Genomic DNA, 26,691 nt, shown 5'->3' on the forward strand with positions numbered 1-26,691 from the left:
CCAACTGCCTCCGCCTCGCCGCCCCCACCCCCACCGGCCCCATCCACCTCCAAGAAAGCGACACCCCCGACATCACCCTCACCACCACCCCCACCGCCCTCGCCGCCCTCATACGAACTCTCGCCCCAAACTCACACGTTCGTATGACGTGACCCGATTCGCCCTCGCGCGAAGAGCACCCTGCGCACCGTCAGACAGCTACGCGCATGAGGGCGGTGGAGTGGGCTTTCGCCGGCGTCCCGCCCGGGTCGGGGTCAGGCATGGTCAGGGGGCCGTACGCTGGCCCGGCAACCCGGGCAGACTTCGGGCCTGCCCGCAATGATGCACGAGCGCCCCCCAGGAGATGCGGCCCGCCGCAGTGGGGGCCAGAAAGGGCACGACCGCGCGTCGACCGTGGTTTCCTGCCCGCTCACCCGGCGCCTGCGCTCTGCGCCAGGCACCGGATGTGCCCGTCGCGCAGTCCGTAGTAGACCAGGGTGAGCAGCTTGCGGGCCGCGGCGACCTTGCCGATGTTGCGGGCGGCGCTGCCACGGCGCTCGACGATCCGGTCGCGGACCTCGCGCATGCCACCCGCGCTGGCCGAGGACCGCTGGATGGCCTCGATCGCCGCCCAGCGCAGCAGCCTGGAACCCTGCTTGGTGATCCGGCCGCGGGACACCTTGACATCGGACTCGCGGTGCCGCGGGGTCAGCCCGGCCCAGGAACACAGCTGCTCCGGCCGCTGGAACCGGGTGACATCGCCGATCTCGGCGATGAACACCGCCGCCAGCACCGGACCAACCCCGGGGATGGCCTGGATGGCGTGGTGGCCGGCGTTCCCACTCAGGGTGTCGGCGATGTGGGCGTCCAGACGCGCGATCTCCGTGTCGAGCATGCCGGTGATCCGGCGCAGCGAACCGATCCGGGAGCGGTACGGGGCGTCCAACTGCAAGGAGTCCAGCAGCGTGGTCCCCGCCGCACCGAACAGATCGCTCATCTCGACCCGGCCGCCGCATTTGCCCAGCACCGCGTAGGTCTGGTTCTTGCAGCCGGTCCGCATCCCGACCAGGTGATGGCGATAGCGCACCAGTTCCCGCAACCCGCGAGTGGCCCGGTCGGCGATCCACGCCTCGGGCAGTCGGCCCAGCCGGAGCAGGTCGGCCAGGTCGTGGGCGTCGCGCTCGTCGTTCTTCACCCGGCGCAGGCTGAACATCTTCACCCCCAGCGGATGGGCCAGATGCACCTCGGCGCCGTGGTCGACCAGCGCGTCAACCGCTCAGTACCACCCGTAGGTTGCCTCGATCGCCACCCGCGGATGCTCACCCGCGCCAACGAGTTGAGCGAGCAGATGCGGCACGTCATTGGCAAACCGCACGGCCCGCCCCGCTTGCTGCCCATCGGCCGCCAGCCGGACCAGCACACTGCGACGCCGATGCAGATCGATCCCGATCACCGGGCGGTCATCGACCGGTGTACTCATCAGGGCCTCCTGACCTCCCAGAACGGGAGAACGAGCCAGATGTGGCAACCACAGCGTCGTCCGCACCCGGCCGGAACGGAAGGCACCGCTCCTACATCGCATCAGGGATGACGCTGCAACCTCAGCGTCAAAGCCCCGCCAGCGTCCTTGCTGACGGGGCTTTGACGGTTCAGCGCGCCGCTAGAGTTCCCAGTTGCTAAGCGCGGCAACCTCTTCGATGGAAGGCGCCAGCCTCGCGCCAAATTCGGTCGATGATGCCTGGATTTGATTCACAGATGAGGCGCAGGGCACGCCTTGACTAGAAGCTGCTGCCTCGCGAGCTAGAAGATCAATTACTTCACGCTCTGCACCGATCTCCATTTGAACAAGAGGCCCCGCCGGAGCGATGGGGTCGCCATATCTCACAATCACAGGCTTCTCTCCCCCCACCTTGAAGTCGAGCATGGAGAGCAACGATCTGATGGTGTTGATAGCCATCTCGGTCTTTGCGGCAGACGGCCTCAATGAAACCGCGAGAGCGTTTCCGACCAACGCCACGGATTGAGCCACATAGAACTCAGGTCGAGAGGAATCATCCTCGCCATCCTGAGATTCCATCTCCAGCTCATCCAGCGCCTCAGCACACTCATCCTGAGTGGAATCTCCAGCAGCAGCCGCCCAGACAAGCCCGAGCGAGGCATCGACCCACTCAGACTGCTCCGAGCCACCGAGGGCTCGACAGAAGGCGGCACCTCGCTCCGCCGCTGCGGCACAGATCAGCACCAGTTCAGAGTCCGAAGCGTTCGAAATTGCCTGCAGTTCCGGCGAAATCGTCATGTTCCTCTAGTCTCCAGTGGCCCAGAAGATCGTGAATGGTGAGTTCTGTGCGGCATGACCACGTATCCCCGCACCTCCCACTCTTACTCCGCGAACATTCAGCATGGGTGAACAGATGGCGACGCAGAAGTTTCTCGACGCTGCACCAAATACGGCATGCTCATTGGGACCCAAACTGCTAAGAATCCCTTGTTCTGCGTGCCCAGCGGCCTGCACGAACTCTTCTCCCGGTCGAAGTGTCCAGCCAGAAGGCATAGCGCCACCGCCGTTGATTCCGATGCGAGTGGTGAATGCCTTCGTTTTTGAGTTGAAGACACCAATTACGGCCGTGGTGCCCTTCACGTCGGCCATGAAGTAGTCATTGCGGGATGCCTGCAACTCGTCCGCACGGCCGAGAGCGAGCATTGCATCATCTTCAGTTGCAACGCCAGGACCACAGTTGTGAACCAGGACCGGCGTGGCGCCCGCGAGCACATGGTACGTGTGGAGGTCGCTGACGGTGAGGTTGTGGACCGTGGCCTGGAGGGCTGTCCAGCGCTGGACGGCGGTGATCTGGACATGGGTGCCGGCGCCGGTGCGGAGCCACTGGCCGGCTGTCAGGTCGGTGGCGTCGATCCACTGGCCGAGTTCCGGGACCCAGAAGGGGTGGCCGTCGGTCGCGGTGACCTCGGCCGTCTGCGTGCCCTTCTTACCGTCGGTGTCGATGGTGACCTTGACCAGGCGCTTGACGCCCTGCCCCTTGATCTCGGCGGTGACCGTCTCCGCGCGGGTTTCGCCCGTTTCCGGGTCGGTGGCCAGGACCTGGTCACCGGCCTTGACGTCCTTGATCGGCTTCGTGGAGCCGTCGGCCATCAGCACACGCGTGTCCGGCGTGAAGCTGTTGGCCGTGCAGCTGTCGCCGCTGCCTCCACCCGAGTCGGAGCCACCCCCGCCGCCGCTGTCGTCCCTGCCCGACCCGCCCCGCGAGCCCCCCGACTTGCCCTCCGCCCGCCCGCCACCGGACGAGCCCTTGGACTGGGCGCTCGCGCGGGCCTTCACTTGCGGCGCGTTACCCCTGGCGCCCTTGGAACCCGTATGGCTCTTCTTCTTCGCCGCCTCCGCAGCCGCCTTGGCCGCCGCTCTGGCCTTCCGCTTCGCCTCCGCCGCAGCCTCCTGCGCGGCCTTCTTCGCCTTGATCAGCGCCGCCTTCGCCGACCGGGCCGCCTTCAGCCCCGCCTCCGCGACCGCCTTCGCCGTCCGCCACGCCTTGACCGCGCTCAGCGTCGCCTCGAAGGCCCGCCACATCTTCTTGCCCTTGGAGAAGATGCTCGTCCACGGGATCGCGTCCATCAGCAGGCTGCCGCACGCCCACAGGTCCCCCTGGGAGAAGCAGCCGACCACGTCGTTCCAGCCGATGAACTCCTTGAACACCGCCCAGCCGGTCGCCAGGATCACATCACCCATCGACACCGACAACGTCCGCTGATACTCCGCGATCTGCCTCTCCAGCGCCGCGATCGACGCATCGAAACTCGACGCCGTCGACGTCAGCCCGCTCGGATCGGCGTGGGTGACCGGGCTGTTGTTCGCATACGAATAGCCGTTCGCCTGGAGCGGATCGCTCTGGTCCAGTACCGGGTCCGCCGAGACGAAACGGCCCGTCGCCGGGTCGTACTCCCGCGCCCCCAGATGCACCAGACCCGACGCCGAATCGTCATCACCCGTCGCGAACGCCGTACGCGCACGCGGCGCCAAGTTCGCCGCCCGGTCCTCACCCCACGGGTCCTTCTTCGTGACACGGACCGTCTGGCCACCCGACAGACGCACCTCCGCCAGCGGAGTACCGTTGTGGTCCACCGCCTGGGCGAAGACATGCTCACTGGTGCCGCCCGAGGAACTCGCCTCGCGGTAACGCACCACCGCCGGAGCACCCGCGTGACCGTAGGAACGCTCCGCCGAACGCACCTTCCCCGCCACCGTCACCGACACCGTCGTGTCCGGCAGATGCAGCACCGCACCCGCACCCGAACGCTCCAACAGCCGGTTCCCCATCGCGTCGTAGACGTACGCCGTCTCCGACGCCGGCCTCCACACCTGGCCCGCCGCACTCGCGTCGCACGCCGCCAGTACCAGGTCGGTGCCGACCGCCGTCGCCGGGGCCGCCAGGCACAGACCCGTCGCCGCGTGCTCGACCTGCCCCGTGCTCAAGGTCTGCCAGCGCTGCGCGGACACCGCCGAGTCACAGGCCTGGATCTGGACGGCCACCCCGGCCCCGGTGCCGTTCGGCTGCGCGCAGCGGCCCGCGATCACCAGTTGCCCTACCGTCGCGTCCTCGGCCGTGCCGTCGTTGTCGGCGTCGGCGGCCTGGAGGCGGAAGTTCTGCGCCTTGGTGCTGTTGCACACCCAGATCTGCAGGGCGGTGCCCGCGGCCGGGTCGGCGCCGGAGAGGTCCAGGCACATGTCGGCCACGCCGGTCCACGCACCCGAGCCGTCCGGACCGAACCCGGTGACCGACTCGACCTTGCCGTCCCACGTCCATGTCAGGGACTGGCCCGCGTCCCCGCCCGACGTACGGGCCGTCAGGTTGCCCGCGGCGTCGTAGGTCTGCGTGGAACGGGACTTCACCGTCGCCCCGGCCGCCGTGGTGGAGGTGGTGGTGTACGAGGTCAGAGTGTGCGGCTGGTCGATCTTCTCGGAGGCGGTGTCACCGGTGCCGTACGCGTACTCGGTGACGACGTCTCCGGACGTGTCGCGCGTCCCCGAGGTGAACGTCGGGTCGGCCTTGTGGACCGTCTTCGTCGTGCGGTTGCCCAGGGCGTCGTAGGTGTACGACTTCCAGTAGCCGTCACCGTTGGAGGAGACGTTGACCGTTCCGTCGGCGTACACCGGCTCGGCCGCACTCTTGCCGGCGGCGGCGCAGGTCGCACCGCCCGGCGTCGTCCACGCCCTCGTCAGCTGGCCCAGCCCGTCGTACGTGAAGCACTGCCGGTCGGTGGCGTTCGTGCCGATCTTGTCGCCGATGGACAGGATGTTGCCCGAGGGGTCGTAGGCGTAGGAGCGGCGGCTGACCGTGTGGGCGGGGACGACGTTCGTGTCACCCGCGTTCTCCCGGACCAGCTTGCTGGTCAGCAGTTCGCCGGTGGACTCGTCGAAGGTGCTGTCCTGCCACAGCCGGTGGCCCTGCTCGCCGACGGTGGAGCGCAGTGCCTGCCCGTAGGGCGAGTAGTCGGTCTCGGCGACGTACCAGTCCCGGCCGGAGACGGTGACCGGGAGTCCGGCCTCGTTGTAGCGGGTGATCACGGACTCGGCGCTCAGGCCGCCGGCTGCCGGGGTGGTGTATTTCTCCAGCTGACCGTCGTCGTTGTAGGTGTAGTTGTACGTGTACCTGGTGAGGAAGCCGTCGGCGGTCGTGCCCGTGGTCGTGCCGTCGGGCAGCTCCAGCGTCATCGACGTCGGCTGGTAGTCGGCCGTGTACCCGGCGATCGAGGTGGTGTAGGCCTGCCCGTCGGTGTGGCGGGTGGCCGAGGCGAGCTGGCCCTTGCCGCCGGGTGCGGAGTCGTAGCCGTACGACTGGACGGTGGTGCCCCAGACAGCGCCCTTCGGGGTGACCTTGACCTCTGCCACCCGCGAGTAGCGCTCGTAGCTGTAGGAGACCTTCTGCCCGAGGGCGTCGGTGGCGCTGTCGACCCGGCCGTAGGCGTCGTACGTGGTGTGTGTGCCACCGGTGTCGGGGTCGGTGGTGTCGGTGACCCGGCCGAGAGCGTCGTAGTCCCAGGTGCGGGTGTGGCCGGCCTCGTCGGTGCTGGTGACCAGGTCGCCCCGGGCGTCGTACTTGTAACGGGTGCTGATCTCCCCGGCGGCGCTCAGGGACGAGTCGCTGAAGGTGTCCTGGCGGACCGTCCGGCCCAGTGCGTCCGTCCACACGCGTGAGGCCGGGGTGCCCTTCGGCTGGCGGACGACTGTGTAGTCGAGGCCGTACTGGTAGCGGGTGCGGCGGTCGGTGGTCTTCACCATCTCGTTGCCGTCCGCGTACTCCAGGCCGGTCTGCGGGAACGAGTGGTGGACCGGCGTGACGGTGAGGACGCGGCCCAGGCCGTCGTACGTGTAGGTGGTGGCGTTGGGGATGAGCGACTCGGAGGCGGGGACGACCAGCTTGGTCTGCGGGTCGCCCTCCATGTAGTACGCGTTCCGGGTGAAGCGCACCTGCCCGCTCGCGTTGTGGAAGGTGTCGGTGACCAGGCGGCCGTCGCCCACCGCCGGCGTCTGGGACTGCCGCTCCCGCCCCAGACCGTCGTAGATCGTGGTGGACGCCTGGTAGACGCCGTCCTTCTTGGTCTTGCTCGGGTTCTCCGCGAGCGACTTGGTGACCACGGACACCGGCTGCTGGGCGGTGTTGTACGAGTAGCGCACGGTGGGGTCGTCGGCGGGGGACTGGGTGGGGTCCCAGGCGGCGGTGGTGCGGCCGAGCGGGTCGTAGGTGTAGGAGGTGGTACGGCCGTTGGCGTCGGACGAGGTCAGGGTGGAGCCTCGGCCGGGCTCGACGGTGGTGACGGTGGTGAAGCCGGTCTCCACGCCGTCGACGACCTTGCTGCCCTGCACCGTCTCGATCTCGTAGACCTGGCCGGAGGACGGCGTGTAGGCGGTCTTGTTGACCAGCCCCGTGGTGTCGGTGACCTTCGTGACCCGGCCGTACTCGTCGTACACGGTCCGCGACTCGGGGTCGGCCGTGCTCCATCCCGTACCGGCACCGGTCGGCAGCAGCGTCTTGGTGACCTGGCCCTTGGTGGGCGTGGCGGTGTGATCGGTAGCGCCGTCGTAGAAGACACGCGAGCCGGAGACCAGCGACGAGGCCGTCCCCGCCGCCGGCTCGGCGGAGCAGGCGGAGGTGCCGGTGGTGGTCGCGGTCTGGGCGACCAGGCCGACCAGGTAGATGTCCTGGCCGGTGTTGTGCACGTACGAGGTGCGGGTACACGACTCGTCGCCGGTGACCGAATCGTCGCCGTACTCCCTCACCACCGTCGGCAGACCGTAGGTGTCGTAGTCGGTCTGCGTCTTCACCGTGCGCAGGGGCGACTTGTCGTCGCCCGTGCCCGAGGACTTGGTGATGGTCTTGACCGTGTTGAGGGTGACGCGTTCGGAGACCACGTCCGGGCCGTCGGTGCGGTTGCGGGTGGCCAGGCGCACCGGGGCGTTGGGGATGTTGACGGTGCGGGATATCCAGCCGGTGGTCGTGTTGCTCTCGCTCGGGTAGGTCAGGGACTCGGCGACCATGCCCGCGTACGCCTGCCGGTCGGCCTTGATGGTCGCGCCGGTGACGTCGGTGAGCGTGATGGAGCGTTTGACGTCGTCGTCCGGCGTGGGGGTTTCGTCCTCGAGGACGTCGTCGCTCATGCCGCGGAAGTAGCGGGTGACCGTCTTGGAGGCGACGCTGCCCGTGGCGGAATCCGTGACGCCGGAGATCGTGGTGATGAGCGGGTAGCCGCGCCACTGGTCCCAGGTGCGGGTCTTGGGGCGGGAGAACTCCGCCTGGTTCTTGGCCCACAGCGCCCCGTCGACGGGGTCGCCCGAGGTGGCGTACTTGTATGTCGTCGTCAGATCCTCCGCGTCCGCCAGCCGCGGGTACTCGGTGATCTTCTCCACGACGTACTTGTGGAACCAGGAGTCGTGCGTGTCGGTCAGCTCGCCGTCCGCGTGCCAGTGGACGGGGTAGCAGCGCAGGTGGTTCTTGTCCAGCGGGGGGAAGCCCGTGCCGGTGGCGCACGCTCCCTCGGGCGCCATGTAGTCGACGTGGGTACGCCCGCCGTACTCGGAGACCACGTCCTGGATGCGCAGCCGGGCGAACAGCGGATCAGTGTCGCCCGAGCCCTCCCGGACGCGGTTGGGCAGGGGATCCTGGTTGTGGCTGAACGAGACGGGGTTGAGGCGCGCGGTCGTGCCGTCCACCGCGTAACCGGTCCGGGTGATGGACTTCAGCCACAGCGCGGTGTACTGACCGGTCAGACTCCAGGGGAAGGACTGCGTCAGGTTCCAGGAGTCCACCTTCGACAGCGGGGTCGTGGTGTACGTCCCGTCCTCGATGCCGCACGCGTGCCGGTCGCCCGACTCGTCCGCCGAGTTGTACTCGGTGAGCAGCACCCCCTGCTCACGCTGGGCGCACGCGGTGACCTTGGCCAGGCGCTTGCGCGACCAGAAGGTCGGTGCGTACGTCGCGCACTTCGCGCCGGCCTTGCAGGCGAGGTCGGCGGGGGTGTCGAACCAGGGCCGGGTGAGGTGGGACTGCTTGGAGTCGAAGTTGGCCTTCGTGCAGTTCACGTTGAGGGCGGGGTCGTAGAAGCAGCGTTCGGCGGTCGTGAAGACCATGCGGCCCAGCGGTTCGGCGGTGTACAGGGTGCCGGCGCGCTGTCCGTAGTCGATGCGGGTGAGGTAGCCGGCCCGGTCGTAGGAGACAGCCGAGGCCTCCTTGTTGTTCTGGGCGTAGGCGTTGGTCTCCTTCTCCCACCACAGGGACATCGCGTTGCCGGTCAGGTCGACGACGTAGTCGAGCTGGAAGCGCCAGCCCTGGTCGCAGAAGGAGTTCTTGAACTCGGTGGCGTGGCAGGGGTCGGTGCTGTGGTTGCCGGCGACCGGCACGGTCAGTACCGACTTGGTCTCGTCCTTGCCCGAGGACCAGCCGGGCAGGCGGTTGAGGCCGAAGTAGTACTGCGTGCCGTCGCTGGTGGTGACGCGCCAGAACTCGCCGTCGTTGTCGCCGTTGCCCGAGGCGTGGGTCACGCCGAGGATGCGCTTGTAGTCGGCGGAGTCGAGCTGCTCGATACGCGTGTTGTCGCCGCGGGCGCTCTTCCACTGCCCGGTGGTGTCGTCGCGTACCAGCTCGGTGGTGGTGCCGTTGAGGGAGAGCGTGGCGTTGTCCGTGCCCCAGCACTGGTCGCCGGTGAAGTGGCCCTTGTTGTTGGCGTCGGCGGTGTCGGCCGCGCAGCCCACGTAGGTGCGGGTGATGGAGCCGGGGTGGTAGTCCCAGCCCTCGCCGATCCAGGAGACCTGGTTGTTCGTGGCGGACGTACGCCCGTCGGAGGTCTGTGAGTTGTAGCTGAGGGTGACGTTCGGGGACGGGCCCGCGGGGACCTGCGGCCCGGCCATCGTGTACGCGTAGGTGAAGGCACCGGAGGAGCCGCCCGCGGACCAGGATCCGGCGGAGACCAGCGGGGTGGCCGCGAAGTCGCCACCGGAGCCCGCCCCGTAGGAGGTACCCACCATCAGCGCGCCGCCGGAGGAGCCGGCGATCTGCTGCACACGCGTTGCCGCTCGGCTCTCGCGCCACAGCGCCGGGCTCACCGAACCCGTGCTCGTGCTCGCGGCGGTCGTTGTCCCGCCGGTTGAGGCGCTCGACACCGCCGCCAGGTCGGCGGTGTCCAGGGTCACGTTGAGGTGGGTCTCCGGCACCTCTGCGGTCGTCGGGGCGACCGCCTCGGCGGGCTCGTCGGTGGCGGGGTCCTCGCCGGGATCCGCCTGGGAGCCGGAGCTGTCGCCGGTGTCGAGGGGCACGGTCACCGTGGCGCCGGTGCGCTCGACCTCCGTGGTCACGGGGACGCCCTGCGAGCACTCCTCCAACTCGGGCGTGGTGGCGTAGCACGCGGGCATGAGTGCGAAGGAGAGCCGGTCGAGCCACTGGGCGCTGTACGTCTCGGCGAAGCGGGTGGCGTCGATGGAGACGACGGCCGCGCCGGTCGCGGTGTCGGGGGCGTCGACGCCGAGCATCAGGCCCTGGGCGCCGCCGGCCACCGCCTCGGTCTCGGAGGAGACCGCGACGCTCCATTGGCCCTCAAGTGCGTCGGCCTGCTCGGTCGTGGCGTCCTCGGGTGCGCCGACGCTGACGCTCACCGTGCCGTCGGCCGAGGAGGCGACCTGGGTCGCGGCGCCCGCGGTCAGGCCGTCGACCGTCTGGGTGCCGGAGGCCTCCGGCACCTCGGCCACCGCCGCCGGGTCGTATTCCTGCTTGGGCTCGGTCGAGAAGTCGCCGTCGAGTTGTTCCAGTTCGTCGGTCAGTTTCGCGTCGACAGGGACAGCATCCGTCTCCTGCAGATCGTCGAGCTCGACCCCCGTGGTGCGGACGTCGTCGGGACCGAACGCCTCGGCGCCGGGCAGCAGCGTGACGTTGAGGGCGAGGAGGAGAGCGGAGACGACACCGAACCGCGCGCGGCGGCGTATCAGGCACTCACGTGGCGTTCTGTGTGCCAGCCGACCTCTGCCGCACCACGACAGCACCCTCCGCATGGCCAACCGACCCTTCCCGAGTCACAGACCATCAGAAGTGTTCGGACCGATGGCAAATGGTGATCAATACAGGGAGGAAACTGAGGCCTCGTGAAGATTCACGTCAAGATTCAATAAGTTTGTGTTGCCTATGTCACTTCGGAAAAGATGACAAGACCACGCAAAGAAGCGCACGGTGCCTGTGTCGCTCCCGTCCCTCCCACTCCCTTGCGTCCCAAGGGTGTTGATCTCACCGCTGTGACCTGCCCATACTCCAACCGCCCATCCGGCGCGTCGCGCTCGCACGGCCTGTCGCCGAGCCCGAGGGCGATCCCGAAGAGCCACGCCGCAGCGGCACCGCCGCGACGCGGCCCATCCCGTTGGAGTAGGGCCTTGAGCGACCTCGACAGAGCCGCCGGACCAAGCGAGGCGGTCCCCGAAGCGATTCCGCCCGGCAGACGGAGCCGACGGCGCCGTCGGCGTGTCCTCGCCGCCGCACTCGCGTTGGCGCTGCTCGCCGGCGGTGGCGCGGTCCTGGCGCTGCGGGACGACAACCCGTCCAAAGCGTCGCCCGAGGCCGGTGCCCAGTCGGGGCGTGGCAGCGGGCCGAGTGCCGAGAACACGGCCCAGCGTCAGGCCCGCAAGACCGGCAAGCGGGTCGAAGTGGCCTCACTGACCGACGAGTTCTCCACGACGTACGCCAATCCCGACGGCACCTTCACCTATACGGCTTCCGTTCAGGCCCAGCGGGCGAGGAATGCCGAGGGGAAGTGGGCGCCGGTCGACACCTCCCTGCGACGCCAGGACGCGGGCTGGTCCACTGTCAACAGCCCCTATCCCGTGACCTTCGCCGCCGGGGACCCCGGTCACACCCCGGCCACACCGGCTCGGGCGAACAGCACGCGTTCCTCCGTCACCACTGTCCGGGCCGTCGCCTACCGGCCCGCGGTCCGGGCAGTCGGCCAGGACTCCTCCTCATGGACCCCGCTGCTGTCGATGACGGCCGAGGGCCATGACGTCCAGGTCGAGTGGCCGGGAACCGTACCCGAGCCGGTGATCGACGGCGACCGCGCCCTGTACGAGGGCGTGCTCCCCGACGTGGACCTGCTGCTGACCGCGCGGGACACCGGCTTCTCCCTCGTCCTCGTCGTCCACACGCCTGAAGCCGCCGCCGAGTTGACCACGACCCCGCCGCGCTATCGCTTCACCTCGCCCACGCTCTCCTTCTCCCTAGACCCCGCCACCGAGGTGCTGGTGGGCAAGGACAGCGGGGGCAACGAACTCGTCGTCGCCCCCACCCCCTTCCTGTGGGACTCGGCGGGCACGCACGACGAGGACACCCCGGCGGCCGATCCGGATGCCGCCACGGGCACGAACGAGGACCCCGAGGTCGTCGAAGGGGGCACCGGGGCCGGAGACGGCGCGGCGGGCACCGAGGAATCCGGCAGCGACACGGCGGACGAGGGGGATTCCGGTGGCGACCCTGAGGAGTCCCCGCAGGACGCCGACCCCGTCGCCCACGCCGTCCCCGCCACCACCAGCGAGACACTCACCCTGCCCGGCGTGAACGGTCCGGGCGACGGGGCCCACGCCGCCACCGCCGCCGCCTCGCTGAGCGACGGCAGCATCCTGACCATCACCCCACCGAACGGCTACCTCACCGACACCGAGGAACTCACCTACCCCCTGTTCCTCGACCCCTCCACCACCGGCATCCGGGCCAACTGGACCACCGTCTACAAGAAGTACCCGAACTCCAGCTTCTACGACGGCGCCAACTACAACGAGGACACCAAGGAGGCCCGCGTCGGCTTCGAGCGGGACACCTGGGGAACCGCCCGGTCCTTCTTCCGCTTCGCGCTCAAGGACTCTCTCAAGGGCGCGATCGTCTCCAGCGCCACCATGAAGATCCTGGAGACCCACTCCTGGTCGTGCAGCAAACGCACGGTGCAGGTGTGGCGCACCGGCTCCTTCTCCTCCGGCACCACCTGGAACAAACAGCCCAACTGGGCCAGGAAGATCACCTCGAAGTCCTTCGCCTACGGCTGGAAGTCCAGCAGTTCCTGCCCCGACGCGTACGTGAACTTCACGGTCACCTCGCTGGTCCAGGACGCCGCCGACGGGGGCTGGGGCTCCTTCAACCTGGGCCTGGTGGCGTCCACTTCAACCTCCGCTCCCACCACCGCCGCGAGCGCTCTGGAGACGGACACGTACTCCTGGAAGAAGTTCAGGGCCGAGGGCACGGGGTCCCCCGAGGTGTCCATCACCTACAACCGCAAGCCCAACACCCCGTACTCCGTCGCCATGAGCCCCGGCTCCTGCGACACCAGCGAGTCGCCCTACATCACCCTCGGCAAGACCACGCCCACCATCAGCGCCAAGGCCACCGACCCCGACGGCGACCTCAAGCAGCTCGAGTTCCAGGTGTGGCGCCAAGGACACTTCGACGCCACCGTGAAGATCCATGTCGACCCGGTCGTGGGCGGCGAGACCGGTTCGGTCCAACTCACCGGCCTGACCAACGGCTCCACGTACACGTGGCGGGTGCGCGCACGTGACTCCAGCACCGCCACCGGCGTCGTCAGCGACTGGGCGCCCACCAGCGGCACCGGCTACTGCCACTTCACCTACGACACCGACCTCCCCGACTCCCCCGCGCCGGTCATCTCGACGGCCTTCCCCGCCGACACCGACGACAACAACATCGGCGAGGTCTGGTCCACAGTTCCCTTCGGCACCAGCGGGGACTTCACCTTCGCGGTCGGTAACTCCACGGAGACCGACATCGTGAAGTTCGTCTACTCCATCAATTCCACGAACTACGCCGGCTACGTCTGCGCCAACGGCAGGCAGGGCACCACCGGCGGCTCCACGGTCTCCTGCACCACCCCCGTCAAATCGGTCACCGCCACGGGGATCAACCCCCCTGCCGCAGGCCCCAACACGCTCTACGTCAAGGCCGTGGACGCGGCGGGCAACATCTCCCCCACCCCCACCAAGCACTTCTTCTACGTCAGACCACGCCCCAAGCCCGACGGCCCCGGCGACCTCACCGGCGACGGCACCGCCGACTTCGGGCACATCACGACCCTCGGAAACTTCTTCATTCGTCCGGTGTCCCGGAACGGCACGTGGCTCGGCAACTCCTGGGCCCTGCACAAGAACAAGTCACCGCTGAAGGGCAGCGGCACCGCCCCTCACATCTGGGACGGCGAGGGCACGTACGCCCTGGTGACCCACAACGGCGACTTCCTCCTCGGGGACGGCGTCACCGACTGGGTGATCCGGACCCCGGACGGCAGGCTCTTCATCTACCCCGGTGACGGCTACGGCACCCTCGACGTCACCCGGCGCGTGGAGGTACGGCTGCCGGCCAACGCCCCGTCCCCCGCCACCTTCAGCGAGATCAAGTCGGCAGGCGACATCACCGGCGACGGCCAGCCCGAGCTCTTCGTCGCCGGCGGCGACGGCGGCAAGGAGCTGTGGGTCCTCACCGGGTACAGCGGCGGCACCTTCTCCACCGCCACGCGGATGACCACCGACTCCTGGGCCACCCGGGACTTCGTGGCCATCGCCGACTACAACGGCGACGGCGCGGCCGACATGACCTTCCGTACCGCCACGGGCAACATACAGCTGCGCAAGGGCATCCTCGACAGCGACGGCGTGGGCACGGTCCTCAACAGCCTGGGGCAGTCCGGATGGAGCCTGGACGGTGACGACCCGTACGTTCCCTCCGGCACCATGAAGCCCGGCGCTTTCCCCCTGCTCTACGGCAGCCCCGACGTCACCGGCGACGGCATCCCCGACGTCTGGGCAACCAACAGCGCCGGAGCTCTGCTGCTGTACAAGGGCGGCGCCACCACCCTCGGCAGCGCCACCACGGTGCACTCCGGCGGGTGGGGGAACGTGAAGCAGCTGGGCTGACAGCCGACGGCCGACGGCCCGAAGAACTGCTGGGGTGCCTCTCCCGCCGATCCGGGGGAGAGGCACCCCAGCAGCGTTGCGAGCAGGGTCAGACAGTGACGCCCTTGGTCCGCAGGAAGGCGACGGGGTCCACGGCGGACCCGTAATTCGGGGTCGTACGGATCTCGAAGTGCAGGTGCGGCCCGCTGGAGTTCCCGGTGTTGCCGGAGAGGGCTATCTGCTGCCCGGTGGCGACGACCTGCCCCACCTTGACGTTGACGCGCGAGAGGTGGGCGTACTGGGAGTAGGTGCCGTTGCCGTGCTTGATGACGACGGCGTTGCCGTACGCGGGACCGTCCCCCGCCCCGTTGCCGCCGGCCTTGACGACGGTCCCGCCGTGCGCGGCGACGACCTTGGTCCCGCTCTTGACGGCGAAGTCCTGGCCGCTGTGCGTGGACGACCACATGTTCCCGGCCTGCGCGTAGCTCGCGGTGAGCGTGTACCCCTTGCACGGGCTGACCCAGGAGGCGGCCTTCTTGGCGGCGGCGTTCTGCCCGGTGTCGGCGGCGGCCGCGACCCCGACCCCGACCCCACCCACGACCGAGACCCCCAGCCCGACGGCCAGCACGGCCGCACGCGCACGGAGCAGGGACGTACGGGAAAGACGGGAATGACGGGAATGACGGGAGCGAACACGCTTCGACATGGGGGCCTCACGGGGAAGGGGAGGGGAAGGCGGAGGGGACAGAAAAACCACCCGGCGCCAGCACGAGCGCCGGATGGGCAGACCCCTTGGTACCCCCGCCTCCCGTCGACCCCAAAACCTGTGATCTACGATGGAAGGTCGTACTCACCCAGAAAAGCACCTACTCCTTGACAGACGCTCCCAATAACCGCCTGTCAGCCGCACAATGCCGCATACTCGCCGTCGCCGCAGGATGAAAAGTCCCTTTTGCTCGCATCCCTCCTTCTACTATTCCGCCTAGTAACGGACAAATCACCTGTGCGGCATGTCACCGGCCTCCGAGGTCAATGCATCCTGAATGTGACGGGGGTTACCGTGCTGGCCTGCTCGGCGTGCAAGGGGGAGCCGAATGAAACCGACGGGGCTGGGAGCCGGACTGGTGTCGACCGTGGTCCGGCCGCTGATCAAGAAGCTGTTCGTGCCGGAGGGCGCGGGCGTCGGCCCGGCGGACCGGCCGATACCGATCTCGTCGTACGTCTCCTTCAGGGGCGACAAACGCACCTTCACCGAAACCGACCTGCGCGAACTGGCCGCCGAACTGGTCAGGCAGGCCCTGCGCGCAGGTGGGCGCCCCATCCCGGCGGACGAGGAGGGGGCCGTCGCCGACGCCCTCGCCATCACCCTGCACACCCTCGGCGACCTGGACCTGACGGACGCGGAGGCCGTGGCCCTCGGTCACCAAGCCCTCGCGGCTCGCCTCCGCAGCGCGAGCGGCCGCCCGGAGCGGTATCTGCCGCGTGGCGCGACGGTGCTGTACGAGCGGTTGGTCGACACGGCCTGCCTGCACATCCTGCACCTTTTCACCCAGCGGTCGGCGTTCGTGCCCCGCACGCTGGTGGAGCAGAGCAGGAGCCTGGCGGAACTCATCGCCGAGGTGGACGGGTCGGTCAACCCCGATTGAGCTGAAACCACACCCCCTTCCCCGCCTTTCCCCACCTTCACCTGCGTGACCCCGAACCCCCACCGCACTCCGTGCACGGGCGCCCATGCCAGGGCCCCGATTCACCTGCCCATTCATCCGCCCGCGCCCGTAGCATGGGGGCACGGAGCCGATCGGCGTACGGGGGCCGCACCGGCAGACGAAAGCGGCTGGTCCCGATGAACCTCTGGGATGACACGGGGGGACTCAACCGAGCGTACGAGCGTTTCGTGACGGAGGGCTCGGCGGGGGCGGACGTACGGGTACCCATCCTGAGCTCCTGGCAACGCTCCAGGGCCCTGGGGGTGGTGCCCAACGAGCTGGAGATCCCCTACCAGGAGGCTCCGGCCCAGGAGCACCGCCTGCTCGACGCGGCGAAGCCGGTGCTCGACCGGCTGGAGTCCAGGCTCCGGGGAGGCCACGTCAGCGTCATCCTCACGGACGGGCAGGGCTGGGTGCTGCAACGGAGAGCCACTTCGCCGGAGCTCGCCAAGGGCCTGGACGCGGTCAGTCTCGCCGTCGGTTTCATGTTCGCCGAGTCCGTCGCGGGCACCAACGGAATCGGCACCGTGCTGGCCGAGCGGCGACCCGCCTACGTCGTGGGCCGTGAGCACTTCGCCGAGTGCATGGCGCCGTTCACCTGCGCGGGCGCTCCGATCCGTGACCCGCTGAGCGGCAAGGTGGAAGGCGTCCTGGACCTGACCTGCCTGCGGCGGGAGTCCAGTCCCGCACTGCTGTCCATGGCCCGCAAGGCCGCCGGGGACATCGAGCAGAGGCTGCTCGAAGGCACCACCAGCCGGGAACAGCAGCTGCTCAGAGCTTTCCTGCGCTCCCGCACGACGGCTCAGCCGTCTGCCGGCGGGGTGCTTCCCGGTGCCGTCGGCGCGTTCACCCTGATCGGCGAGAGCCTCGATCCCGGCGACCGGGCAGTACTGCGCCGGAAATCCGTCGAACTGCTCGCCGCCCCGGAGCGGACCACGACCGAGGTGCCGCTCTCCGACGGCCGCGTGGCCATGCTCAGCTGCCGGGAGGTGAACGATCCGACGGGACGCCCCGGCGCCGCGGTCGAAGCCGTTGTCACCCCCGCCCCCCTACGCTTCCCGACGCTCCCGGCGACGGCCCCGCGGCCCGCGCGGCCCGCCCCGCAGCTCGACCGGGCCCCGGCCTCCGGCCCGGCGGCCGGGGGCGGTGTCGCGGCCGCGACACCGCCCGGGGCAGTCGAGACCGGCCGCGCGGAGGGCCGCGGTGAGTGGCTGCTGATGCTCGGTGAGCCCGGGGTGGGGCGGCTCGCGGTCCAGGCGCGCCGGCGCTTGGAGCTGCTCTGCGACGCCAGCACCCACATCGGCACCACCCTGGACGTGGTCCGGACGGCCGAGGAGCTGGCCGAGATGGCCGTCCCCCAGTTGGCGGACATCGTCGCGGTCGACCTCCTGGCGCCCGTGCTGACCGGCTCGGGCCCGGCCCTGCGGCACGGCGAGCTCCGCCGGGTGGCGCTGCGTGCCGTACAGGAGGGACACCCTCTCGGGTACGCCGTCGGTGACTCCATCCGCTATCCGTCGGCCGCCCCTCAGGCCCGGTGCCTGGCCAGGCGCCAGTCGGTGCTCGAACCGGTGCTGTCCGCCGCCGCGGACTGGCGGGCCCACGACCCGGCGCGTGCCGCGAAGATGCTCGGGGCGGGGATCCACTCGCTGATCGTGGTGCCGATGCAGGCCCGCGGCACACTGCTGGGAGTGGTCGGCTTCTACCGCGCCGAGGAGCACGCCCCGTTCGAGGGAGACGACCTCTACCTCGCCGAGGAGCTGGTCGGCCGCGCCGGGCTGTGCATAGACAACGCCCGGCGCTACACGCGCGAGCACGCCGTCGCCCTCGCCCTGCAGCGCAGCCTGCTGCCCCGGCGACTGCTGACGCACAGCGCCGTCCAGGTGGCGCACCGCTACCTGCCCGCGGAGGCCGGGGTCGGCGGTGACTGGTACGACGTGATCCCGCTCTCCGGCGCCCGGGTGGCGCTCGTGGTCGGCGACGTCGTCGGTCACGGGGTGCAGGCGGCGGCCACCATGGGCCGGCTGCGGACCGCGGTGCACAACTTCGCCGCGCTCGACCTGCCGGCCGACGACCTGCTCTACTGCCTCGACGACCTGGTGGAAGGGCTGGACGCGGACCAGGAGGCGGCGAGCGAGGGCCCCGACAGCTCCGGCGGCTCTGGCGACTCCCTCGACTTCGGCGACCTTGGCGGCTGGAACAACGGTGGCAGCGGCGACCAGGTCGTGGGAGCCACCTGCCTGTACGCCGTCTACGACCCGGTGTCCCGGCGGTGCACCCTGGCCCGGGCGGGGCACCCCCTCCCGGCGCTCGCGCTGCCCGACGGGACCGTGGAGTTCCCCGACGTCCCAGCCGGACCTCCGCTGGGCCTGGGCGGACTGCCCTTCGAGTCCGTCGACCTGGACATCCCCGAGGGCAGCGAGCTGGTCCTCTACAGCGATGGGCTCATCGAGGACCGCGCCCGCGACATCGACGAGGGACTCGCCCTGCTGCAGGACGCCCTGCGCCAGAGGTGCCGTACGCCGGACGAGACGTGCGACAGGGTGCTCAAGGCCCTGCTGCCCGCACACCCCACCGACGACGTCGCCCTGCTCGTGGCCCGCATGCGGGCGCTGGACCCCGGTCTGGTCGCCACCTGGGACCTCGACCCCGAACCCGCGAACGTCTGCCCGACCCGCCTGAAGGTGGCCGAGCAGCTGGGCCGCTGGGGTCTGGAGGAGCTGTCGTTCACCACCGAACTGATCGCGAGCGAACTGCTCACCAACGCGATCCGGCACGCGCGCGGCCCCATCCGGATCCGGCTGCTGCGTGACCGGAACCTGATCTGCGAGGTCTCCGACGGCAGCAGCACCTCCCCCCGGATGCGGCGCGCCGCCACCACCGACGAGGGCGGTCGCGGGCTCTTCCTGGTCGCCCAGCTCGCCGCCCGCTGGGGCACCCGCTACACCGCGGACGGCAAGGTCATCTGGGCCGAGCAGACGCTGCGCGCAGGCCGTGGGAGCCCCCTCGCGTTCGCTCTCTGAGCGGCAACTCGGAGGACGCCGGAGCCTGGACGCACGGGCGGCCGGCGACTGGCGATCTCACAGAACCAGGATCATGATGGCTGTGAGGGCACAAACCGACGCCGGACGGACGGGGGAACGGTCCGGGGTCAGGAGGAGCCGATGACGAGCAACGCAGCGGCTCGGTCCGAGATGCTGAGCGAGCTCGGGCTGGACAAGCAGAACAAGGCGTCGATCGGCCGCCTGCTCGCGACCGGAAACATCGGGCAGGCGACGGAAGAGCCCGACGGCCGCATGAAGGCCGAGATCCGCATCCCGCCTGACCAGCTGGTCTGGGATCCCGCGGTCCTCGTCCTGCCCCACGGCGGCGACATCGACATCGTGCTCTACAACGACGACACGAACACCCATTGCGCGCTCATGCCCAGCAATGGGGACGGCCGATGGATCTGGCTGCCGGTCCATTCCCGAGGAGAGGTCAGCATCAACCTCGACGGTCCCGGCTGCTACTGGTACAGCTCCAACATCGGCAACGACGAGGGGCGCGGTCTGTTCGGCGCGATCGTCACGCGGGGGGATGTTCCCCCGGACGCCCGCCTCGACCGTCCGGCCCAGCCCCGACCGGACTGAGCCGTCCGGATCGAACCGGCCGAACTCCGGCCGGACTGGAGGATTAGCCGATGACGGGATATGTGGAGGCGCCACCGGCCATCAAGCTCTCCGAGGCCAGCGCCATCACCGGCGGCGGCGCACCGCGCGTGGCCGTGAACGTCACCTGGGAACGCCTTCTCGCGGCGTCCTCGGAACCGCACAACTGGCTCACCTACTACGGCACCTACGACGGCCGGCGCTACAGCGCACTGGACCGGATCAACACCGGAAACGTCCGGGGCCTGCGTCCCGCGTGGGTCTTCCAGTGCGGGGCGTACGGTCTGCACGCGGGCTGCTCGACGTACGCGTTCGAGGCCGCGCCCATCGTCGTGGACGGGGTCATGTACCTGTCCGGGTGGGATGGCTGGATCTTCGCCGTCGACGCGGGGACGGGACAGTGCCTGTGGCAGTACCAGCATGCGATCCCCTTCGACGTGTCGCTGTGCTGCGGCAACGTGAACCGCGGGGTGGCGGTGGCGAAGGGCAAGGTCTTCGCGGCCACCCTCAACGCCCATGTGATCGCGCTCGACGCCGCCACGGGCGAGATGGTCTGGGACGTGACGCACGGTGACGTACGGGCCGCCGAGAGCGCGACGGTCGCGCCGCTGGTGGTGAAGAACCTGGTCGTCGTGGGCAGCTCCGGCGGGGAGTTCGGGGTGCGCGGCCATCTCGACGCCTACGACATCGACACCGGCGAGCGCGTCTGGCGGACGTACACCGTTCCCAGGCCCGGCGAGCCCGGCTCGGGGACCTGGCCGTCGGACAGCCCGGCGTGGGCCCGGGGCGGCGGCAACACCTGGGTCACGGGGACGTACGACCCGGAGCTGAACCTGCTGTACTGGGGCACCGGCAATCCGGCGCCCGACTTCGACGGCGAGGTCCGTCCGGGCGACAACCTCTTCACCGACAGCGTGATCGCCGTCGATGCCGACAGCGGCCGGATTCGCTGGCACTACCAGTTCACGCCCCACGATCTGTGGGACTACGACTCGAACATGGAAATGATCCTGTTCGAGCAGGACGGGCGGAAACTGCTCGCTCACTTCGACAAGAACGGCTACTTCTTCGTGCTGGACCGCACCGACGGTGCGCTGGTGCGGGTCACGCCGTTCGCCGACCGGATCACCTGGGGCGAGATCAGCCCCTCCGGCGACGTCACGCCTGCCGTCTACCCCGACAAGGAGGGCGAGGACGTGCACTTCTGGCCGGGACCGGCGGGCGGGAAGGAGTGGTGTCACGCCGCCTACAGCCCCAGGACGGACATGTTCTACGTCCCGGTCCAGGACGTGGGCGCGACGGTCACGCGGCGCCGCCGGGAGTTCCGGGAAAGCATCCCCTACTGGGGAGCGAGCGTCACCGTGGACTCCGCGGACACGTCGGGGCAGGTCAAGGCGTTCCACGCGGCCACCGGCGAGGAGGCGTGGCGCTGGAGCTGGCACCTGCCGATCTCCGCGTCGGTGCTGGCCACCGCCGGTGACCTGGTGTTCTGCGGAACGCCGTCCGGGGAGTTCAACGCGCTGCACGCCCGGACCGGCGAGCTGCTGTGGCAGTTCCAGACCGGAAGCGGCCACCACAGCAGCCCGACGACGTACAGCATCGACGGACGGCAGTACATCGCCGTTCCGGTCGGATGGGGTGGCTGGATCGAAGGGTTCGCGCCGGGAATGGTGGGCGGACCGCACGGCGACGCGCTGTTCGCGTTCGCGCTTCCCGAATAACTTCCCGAATAAATGGTCTGAACAGGGCGGTAACTGGTCTGAACAGGGCGGAACAGGAGACACGCGATGCAGTCGTGGGAGACCCCCGAGTTCGAAGAAATCATCTGCGGAGCCGAAGTCACCATGTACGTGGCCCGGATGGAGATGGAGAGGGACGACTAGGCACCCGCATGTGGCTGCGAGTGCTGGGTTCGGCGGCGGGCGGCGGATTTCCGCAGTGGAACTGCGGCTGCCCGGGATGCCGTGCGGTACGGGACGGCTCCCGGCCCTGCCGGGCGCGCACGCAGTCGTCCGTCGCGGTGAGCCGCGACCGCAGGCAGTGGTTCCTCCTCAACGCGTCCCCCGACATCCACGCCCACCTGGAGTCCCTGCCGGCCCCGCGGCCGAACGGGATACGGGCGACACCGCTGGCGGCCGTGCTGCTCACCGACGCCGAGCTCGATCACACCCTCGGGCTGCTTCTGCTGCGCGAGGGACGGGCCGTCGAGGTGCACGCCACCCACACGGTGCACGAGACACTCTGCGACGGAACGTCGCTGCTGAGGACGCTCAAGCGCTACTGCCCGGTCGAATGGCGGCCGGTCGTCCCCGGAGCCGATGTCCCCCTGGCCGACGGCCTCTCCTACCGGGCCTTCGACGTCCCCACGGCCAAACGGGCACGCTTCGGACCCGCCGGTGAGCAGGGACGGGTGGTGGGTTACCGCCTGACGGACGGGCACAGCGGCCGGACGGCGGTGTACCTCGTCGGGATGCAGCAGCTGACGGCGGCCGTGCGCGAGCAGCTGGACGACTGCGCCTGCCTGCTGGTCGACGGGACCTGCTGGCGCGACGACGAACTGATCCGGCTCGGCCTGGCCGACAGGACCGCACGGGACATGGGACACCTTCCGATCGACGGACCGGACGGCAGCCTCGAACAGCTGTCACCGCTGCCCATCGACCGCAAGATCTACCTGCACATCAACAACACCAATCCGATTCTGCTGGAGGACGCGCCGGAACGGCGTCGGGTCGAGGAACGCGGAATGGAAGTGGCCACGGACGGACTGGAGATACAGGTGTAGAGCCGCCATGACACCTACAACAGGTGGAGAGCCGCCATGACGTCGACCGAGCTCGGCAGGAAGGCGCCCGACAGGTTCGTCGAGGCGCTGCGCGACCAGTCGCGCCTGTACCACCACCGGCACCCCTTCCACATGAGGATGAACCACGGCCGGCTGAGCGGACGCCAGATCCAGGGCTGGGTGGCCAACCGCTTCCACTACCAGGTGAACCTCCCCCGCAAGGACGCCGCCATCCTCTCCAACTGCCCCGACATCGAGGTGCGCCGCCGGTGGATCCGCCGCATCGTCGACCAGGACGGGACCAGAAGCGGGGAGGGCGGCATCGAGGCGTGGCTCCGCCTGGGCGACGCGGTGGGCCTGCCCCGCGAGGAACTGCGCGACGAACGCCATGTCGCCCCCGGGGTGCGGTCCGCCGTGGACGACTACCTCACCTTCGCCCGTACCCGGCCCTGGGTCGAGGCGGTGGCGTCCTCGCTGACCGAACTGTTCGCCCCGGACCTCATGGCGGAGCGCCTCGCCGCGTTCGAACGCTTCTACCCCTGGATCGACCGCGACGGCCTGGTCTACTTCCGGACCCGGCTGGATCAGGCCCCCCGCGACGCCGAACACGCTCTGGAGGTGGTGACCGAGCACTGCCGATCGGCCGAGGAGCAGCAGCGCGCCGTGGCGGCGCTGACGTTCAAGTGCGATGTGCTGTGGAGGATGCTCAATGCCATCGACCAGGCCTACCCGGAGTGAATCGACCAGTCCTGCCCGGAGTGAGGAGCGACGCCCGGCCGGTGAACGCGGCGCCGCGGTGACCTCGTCGAGCCGCCCGAAACCGGCGCCCCACACGCGCATGCGGTGGGATGCGGCGCGCGGACAACACGTCCTGCTGGGACCGGAGTCGGTCGTGGCCCTGAACCATACGGGCGCCGAGATCCTCGCCCTGTGCGACGGTCGCCGTACGGTGGCCGAGATCGTGGCGACGCTGCGCGAACGATACGACCGGGTGGCCGACGACGAGATACGGCACTTCCTCGCTCGGCTCGCCGCCAAGCGGTACGTGGTGACGGACGATGGATAGGCCGCCGGGACCGATGGACGGGCCGCCGGAACCGGTGCACAGGCCGCCGGAACCGGTGGACAGGCCCTTCGGCCTGCTGGCCGAGCTCACCTACCGCTGTCCGCTGGCGTGCCCGTACTGCTCCAACCCGGTCAACCTCGGCGACTACCACGACGAACTGACCACGCAGCAGTGGCAGCGGGTGCTCACCGAGGCCCAGGAGCTGGGCGTATGGCAGCTCCACCTGTCGGGCGGTGAGCCACTCCTGCGCCGCGACCTGGCCGAACTGGTCGCCGGCGCACGGACGCTGGGCCTGTACACGAACCTCATCACCAGCGCCCTCGGCCTGACCCGGCGCCGCGCGGAGCAGCTCAGGGCGGCCGGCCTCGATCACGTACAGATCAGCATCCAGGCCGACGAGCCCGCCCTGTCCGACCGGATCGCCGGCACCCCGTCCTTCCACCGCAAGACCGAGGCGGCCCGCATCGTGAAGGAGCTGGGCTGGCCGCTCACGGTGAACGTCGTCCTGCACCGCCGGAACATCGGCAGGGTCGCCGCCGTACTGGACCTGGCCGAGGAGCTGGCGGCCGACCAGGTCGAACTGGCCAACACCCAGTACTACGGCTGGGCGTGGCTCAACCGCCACGCACTGCTGCCCAGCAGGGCACAGCTCGACCGGGCGGAGGCCGTGGTCCGCGCCGCACGCGAGCGGCTGAGGGGACGCATGGAGATTCTCTACGTCCTTCCCGACTACTACAGCCGCTACCCCAAGCCCTGCATGGGCGGATGGGGCAAGCGGCAGCTCACCGTCGCCCCGAACGGTGACGTCCTGCCCTGCCCGGCCGCACACGCCCTGCCCCTGCCGCGCGCGAGCGTGCACGAGGACTCCCTGGCACGGATCTGGGCCCACTCCGAGCTGTTCCGCCGTTTCCGCGGCACGGACTGGATGCCGGAGCCGTGCCGGAGCTGTGAGCGCCGCGAGATCGACTTCGGCGGGTGCCGCTGCCAGGCATTCCAGCTCACCGGCGACGCGGCGCGCACCGACCCGGTCTGCCATCTCTCCCCCGACCACGGCATCGTGGCCGAGCAGGTACGGGCCGCCAACGAGCAGACCGGGACCGGTGACGGCGTACTCACCCCTCGTCCCCACCACGGCCGCCCGAGCACCGGCTAGCCATGGACACGATCTGGCCGCTCCTCGGCCTCGGCTTCGTCCTCAGCCTGGACAACTTCCGGGTGTCGATCGTGCTCGGCACGGTTCCGTTCAGCCTCCGCCGCGCCCTGCAGATCGCTTTGATGTTCGGACTGTGGGACGGGTTGATGCCCCTGGCCGGTCTGCTGCTCGGCCACCACGTCGGCCATGCGATCGCCCCGGTCGCCGCCTACGCGGGCTCGGCCGCCCTGGGCGGGTACGGCCTGTACCTCGTCGTCCGGGCCGTGCGGAACCCGAAGCCCCCCGACGAGATCGACGACCCGTGGGTGACGCTCTTCGGCATCCCCCTCTCGTTGAGCCTGGACAACCTCGTCGGCGGCGCCAGTCTCGGCCTGCTCGGCTTCGCCCCCTGGGTTCCCGCCATGGTGTTCGGCGCCACCACCGCGGTGACGTCGCTGATCGGCCTCTACATCGGCAGATTCGCCGCGGGCCTCATCCGCGTCCGCCCCGACCTGCTCAGCGGCGTGGCGCTCATCCTCGCGGCTTTCACACTGCCGTTCGTGGCGGATTGACCCTGTCGGGTTCACCCTGGCGGGACGTCCGCCTGGATCTGTTCGGGCAGGTTCTCATCCGGTGGCATGTGATCGGGGCGGCGTCCACGTGGACTGCCCGGTGTTGGAGCATCAAGGCCTCATGACAGTGGTCCCGCCCCCGCTACCAGGTCCGAGAGGTCCTCGGAGTCCGAGGGCTGACCCCGTCTCGCTCGGGCGGCAACCAACCAGAACCACACCCCCTTGCCCCGCTCGACCCTGGTCACCCCGAACTCGTCGGCGAGCGAGGCGATGAGCAGCAGGCCACGCCCGCTCCCGGCATCGCTGCCAACCTGCCCCTGCGGACACGGCGGTACGAGAGTCCCGTCATACACGGCGACACGCACTCCCGCCGCCTCGACGGTGGTTCTGAGGTGTAGCTCGCCCTGTACGTGCTGATGCACGTTGGTCACCAGCTCGGAGGTGCACAGAGCGGCCGTGTCGGCGAGTTCGCCGAACCCGAGTGTTTCCAAGGTGGACCGGACGAAGTCCCGGCAGACCTTCGGCGAGGTCACGACAGCGGGGGTGAACAGGGTGTAGGTGAGCGGAAGTTCCATGGTGGACGCCTCCAAGGCGCTGAGCATCTGACGCTCATACGTGGATGTCGAAGACCTTCGTCGACGGGCACCGCTCGCGGTGGCTCTGCCGCCCCCATGGGAACGGGCTCGCCCGGTGCGGCCCGTGAATCCGGCGGTGCGCTTCCGCGACGCGGCGCGCATGCGCATACGTCGACGGCGAGGCTTCCAACATCTCTGCGTGAGCGTCGCCGAACTCAACGTAGCGAATGAAGGGTGACTTGTTCAACCCAAGCACCGACCTCAGTGGACCCCCACGTCCCCGCAGGGGCAAACTGGCCTCCACCCGCGAAGGAGAGAGCCCGTTGGCACTGCGAACCACACCGACCGAGCGTCAGCTACGACTCGGTGCAGAGCTGCGGAAGTTGCGCGAGGCCGGCGGGCTGACCGTGAACGAGGCTGGAGCCGTCATCGGCATGGGCCGCGTACACCTCACCCACGTGGAGACCGGGCGCACTGCGATCTCCGCCGAACGCATCCGCACGCTCTGCCGGACATACGGGAGCACTAGTTCAACCTATGTCGAAGCGCTGGTGAACCTGACGGAGGCGTCGGGCAAGGGCTGGTGGAGCGATTACCGACGCCAACTGCCGGCCTCGGCACTGGACTTGGCCGAACTCGAAGCGGAGGCCACCTGGCTGCGGTCGTACGAGTCACTGTTCCTGCCGGGTCTGTTCCAGGTAGAGGGCTACACCCGCGCTATCTTCGAGGCCAGCGACGCCGTGAGCACCGGCGAGGAGATCGAGGCGGCGGTCCGTTTCCGCGGCGAGCGTCAGCGGG

Annotated in this window: 18 protein-coding genes; 12 read left to right on the forward strand and 6 right to left on the reverse strand. The window is 69.4% G+C overall.

What is annotated here, in order from left to right; translation table 11 throughout:
* Positions 1-409 precede the first annotated feature (409 nt).
* From ACWD3C_RS43305 to ACWD3C_RS43320, 4 genes are all read right to left on the reverse strand, one after another.
* Complete coding sequence (locus ACWD3C_RS43305) at positions 410-1,243, reverse strand: IS110 family transposase (protein ID WP_451153422.1); 834 nt, start codon at positions 1,241-1,243, stop codon at positions 410-412.
* A 12-nt stretch (positions 1,244-1,255) separates the two neighbouring features.
* Positions 1,256-1,459: a hypothetical protein gene (locus ACWD3C_RS43310; RefSeq protein WP_451153388.1), complete on the reverse strand. Its 204-nt coding sequence runs from the start codon at positions 1,457-1,459 to the stop codon at positions 1,256-1,258.
* A 180-nt stretch (positions 1,460-1,639) separates the two neighbouring features.
* Positions 1,640-2,275, reverse strand: a complete 636-nt coding sequence (locus ACWD3C_RS43315; RefSeq protein WP_451153390.1) for a hypothetical protein — start codon at positions 2,273-2,275, stop codon at positions 1,640-1,642.
* 6 nt (positions 2,276-2,281) lie between these two features.
* A complete protein-coding gene (locus ACWD3C_RS43320; RefSeq protein ID WP_451153392.1) occupies positions 2,282-10,525 on the reverse strand; it encodes a polymorphic toxin-type HINT domain-containing protein in 8,244 nt (2,747 codons plus the stop codon).
* 372 nt (positions 10,526-10,897) lie between these two features.
* Between ACWD3C_RS43320 and ACWD3C_RS43325 the strand changes: the two genes are divergently transcribed.
* On the forward strand, positions 10,898-14,431 hold the full coding sequence (locus ACWD3C_RS43325) for a DNRLRE domain-containing protein (RefSeq protein WP_451153394.1): 3,534 nt from the start codon (positions 10,898-10,900) through the stop codon (positions 14,429-14,431).
* A gap of 88 nt (positions 14,432-14,519) precedes the next feature.
* On the opposite strand, the gene ACWD3C_RS43330 is transcribed toward ACWD3C_RS43325, so the two are convergent.
* On the reverse strand, positions 14,520-15,116 hold the full coding sequence (locus tag ACWD3C_RS43330) for a M23 family metallopeptidase (RefSeq protein WP_451153396.1): 597 nt from the start codon (positions 15,114-15,116) through the stop codon (positions 14,520-14,522).
* Between the two features lie 388 nt (positions 15,117-15,504).
* Between ACWD3C_RS43330 and ACWD3C_RS43335 the strand changes: the two genes are divergently transcribed.
* The 10 genes from ACWD3C_RS43335 (at position 15,505) to ACWD3C_RS43380 (ending at position 25,318) form a co-directional block, all read left to right on the forward strand.
* Entirely contained in the window at positions 15,505-16,056 is a 552-nt protein-coding gene (locus ACWD3C_RS43335; protein WP_451153398.1) for an NACHT N-terminal Helical domain 1-containing protein, read from the forward strand.
* A gap of 248 nt (positions 16,057-16,304) precedes the next feature.
* Positions 16,305-19,136 carry a SpoIIE family protein phosphatase gene (locus tag ACWD3C_RS43340; RefSeq protein WP_451153400.1) on the forward strand — a complete coding sequence of 944 codons (2,832 nt, stop codon included), beginning with the start codon at positions 16,305-16,307 and terminating at the stop codon, positions 19,134-19,136.
* Positions 19,137-19,277: 141 nt separating this feature from the next.
* On the forward strand, positions 19,278-19,745 hold the full coding sequence (locus tag ACWD3C_RS43345) for an MSMEG_3727 family PQQ-associated protein (RefSeq protein WP_451153402.1): 468 nt from the start codon (positions 19,278-19,280) through the stop codon (positions 19,743-19,745).
* 50 nt (positions 19,746-19,795) lie between these two features.
* A complete protein-coding gene (locus ACWD3C_RS43350) occupies positions 19,796-21,484 on the forward strand; it encodes a PQQ-dependent dehydrogenase, methanol/ethanol family (protein ID WP_451153404.1) in 1,689 nt (562 codons plus the stop codon).
* A 66-nt stretch (positions 21,485-21,550) separates the two neighbouring features.
* On the forward strand, positions 21,551-21,646 hold the full coding sequence (gene pqqA, locus ACWD3C_RS43355) for a pyrroloquinoline quinone precursor peptide PqqA (RefSeq protein WP_451153406.1): 96 nt from the start codon (positions 21,551-21,553) through the stop codon (positions 21,644-21,646).
* Positions 21,647-21,654: 8 nt separating this feature from the next.
* A complete protein-coding gene (gene pqqB / locus ACWD3C_RS43360) occupies positions 21,655-22,548 on the forward strand; it encodes a pyrroloquinoline quinone biosynthesis protein PqqB (protein ID WP_451153408.1) in 894 nt (297 codons plus the stop codon).
* A 36-nt stretch (positions 22,549-22,584) separates the two neighbouring features.
* Positions 22,585-23,286 (forward strand): pyrroloquinoline-quinone synthase PqqC, encoded by a 702-nt coding sequence (gene pqqC, locus ACWD3C_RS43365; RefSeq protein ID WP_451153410.1) that lies wholly within the window; start codon positions 22,585-22,587, stop codon positions 23,284-23,286.
* Positions 23,258-23,614 (forward strand): pyrroloquinoline quinone biosynthesis peptide chaperone PqqD, encoded by a 357-nt coding sequence (gene pqqD, locus ACWD3C_RS43370; protein ID WP_451153412.1) that lies wholly within the window; start codon positions 23,258-23,260, stop codon positions 23,612-23,614. The genes pqqC and pqqD overlap by 29 nt, the downstream gene beginning before the upstream one ends.
* A gap of 55 nt (positions 23,615-23,669) precedes the next feature.
* On the forward strand, positions 23,670-24,767 hold the full coding sequence (gene pqqE, locus ACWD3C_RS43375) for a pyrroloquinoline quinone biosynthesis protein PqqE (RefSeq protein WP_451153414.1): 1,098 nt from the start codon (positions 23,670-23,672) through the stop codon (positions 24,765-24,767).
* A gap of 2 nt (positions 24,768-24,769) precedes the next feature.
* A complete protein-coding gene (locus ACWD3C_RS43380; RefSeq protein ID WP_451153416.1) occupies positions 24,770-25,318 on the forward strand; it encodes a manganese efflux pump MntP in 549 nt (182 codons plus the stop codon).
* 119 nt (positions 25,319-25,437) lie between these two features.
* Here the strand turns inward: ACWD3C_RS43380 and ACWD3C_RS43385 are convergent, their stop codons facing one another.
* Positions 25,438-25,920, reverse strand: coding sequence for an ATP-binding protein (locus ACWD3C_RS43385; protein WP_451153418.1), 483 nt, complete (start codon positions 25,918-25,920; stop codon positions 25,438-25,440).
* Between the two features lie 296 nt (positions 25,921-26,216).
* On the opposite strand from ACWD3C_RS43385, the gene ACWD3C_RS43390 reads away from it, so the two are divergent.
* A partial coding sequence (locus tag ACWD3C_RS43390) for a Scr1 family TA system antitoxin-like transcriptional regulator (protein ID WP_451153420.1) occupies positions 26,217-26,691 on the forward strand: 475 nt, incomplete at its 3' end.

The organism is Streptomyces sp. NPDC002845 (genome assembly GCF_053591955.1).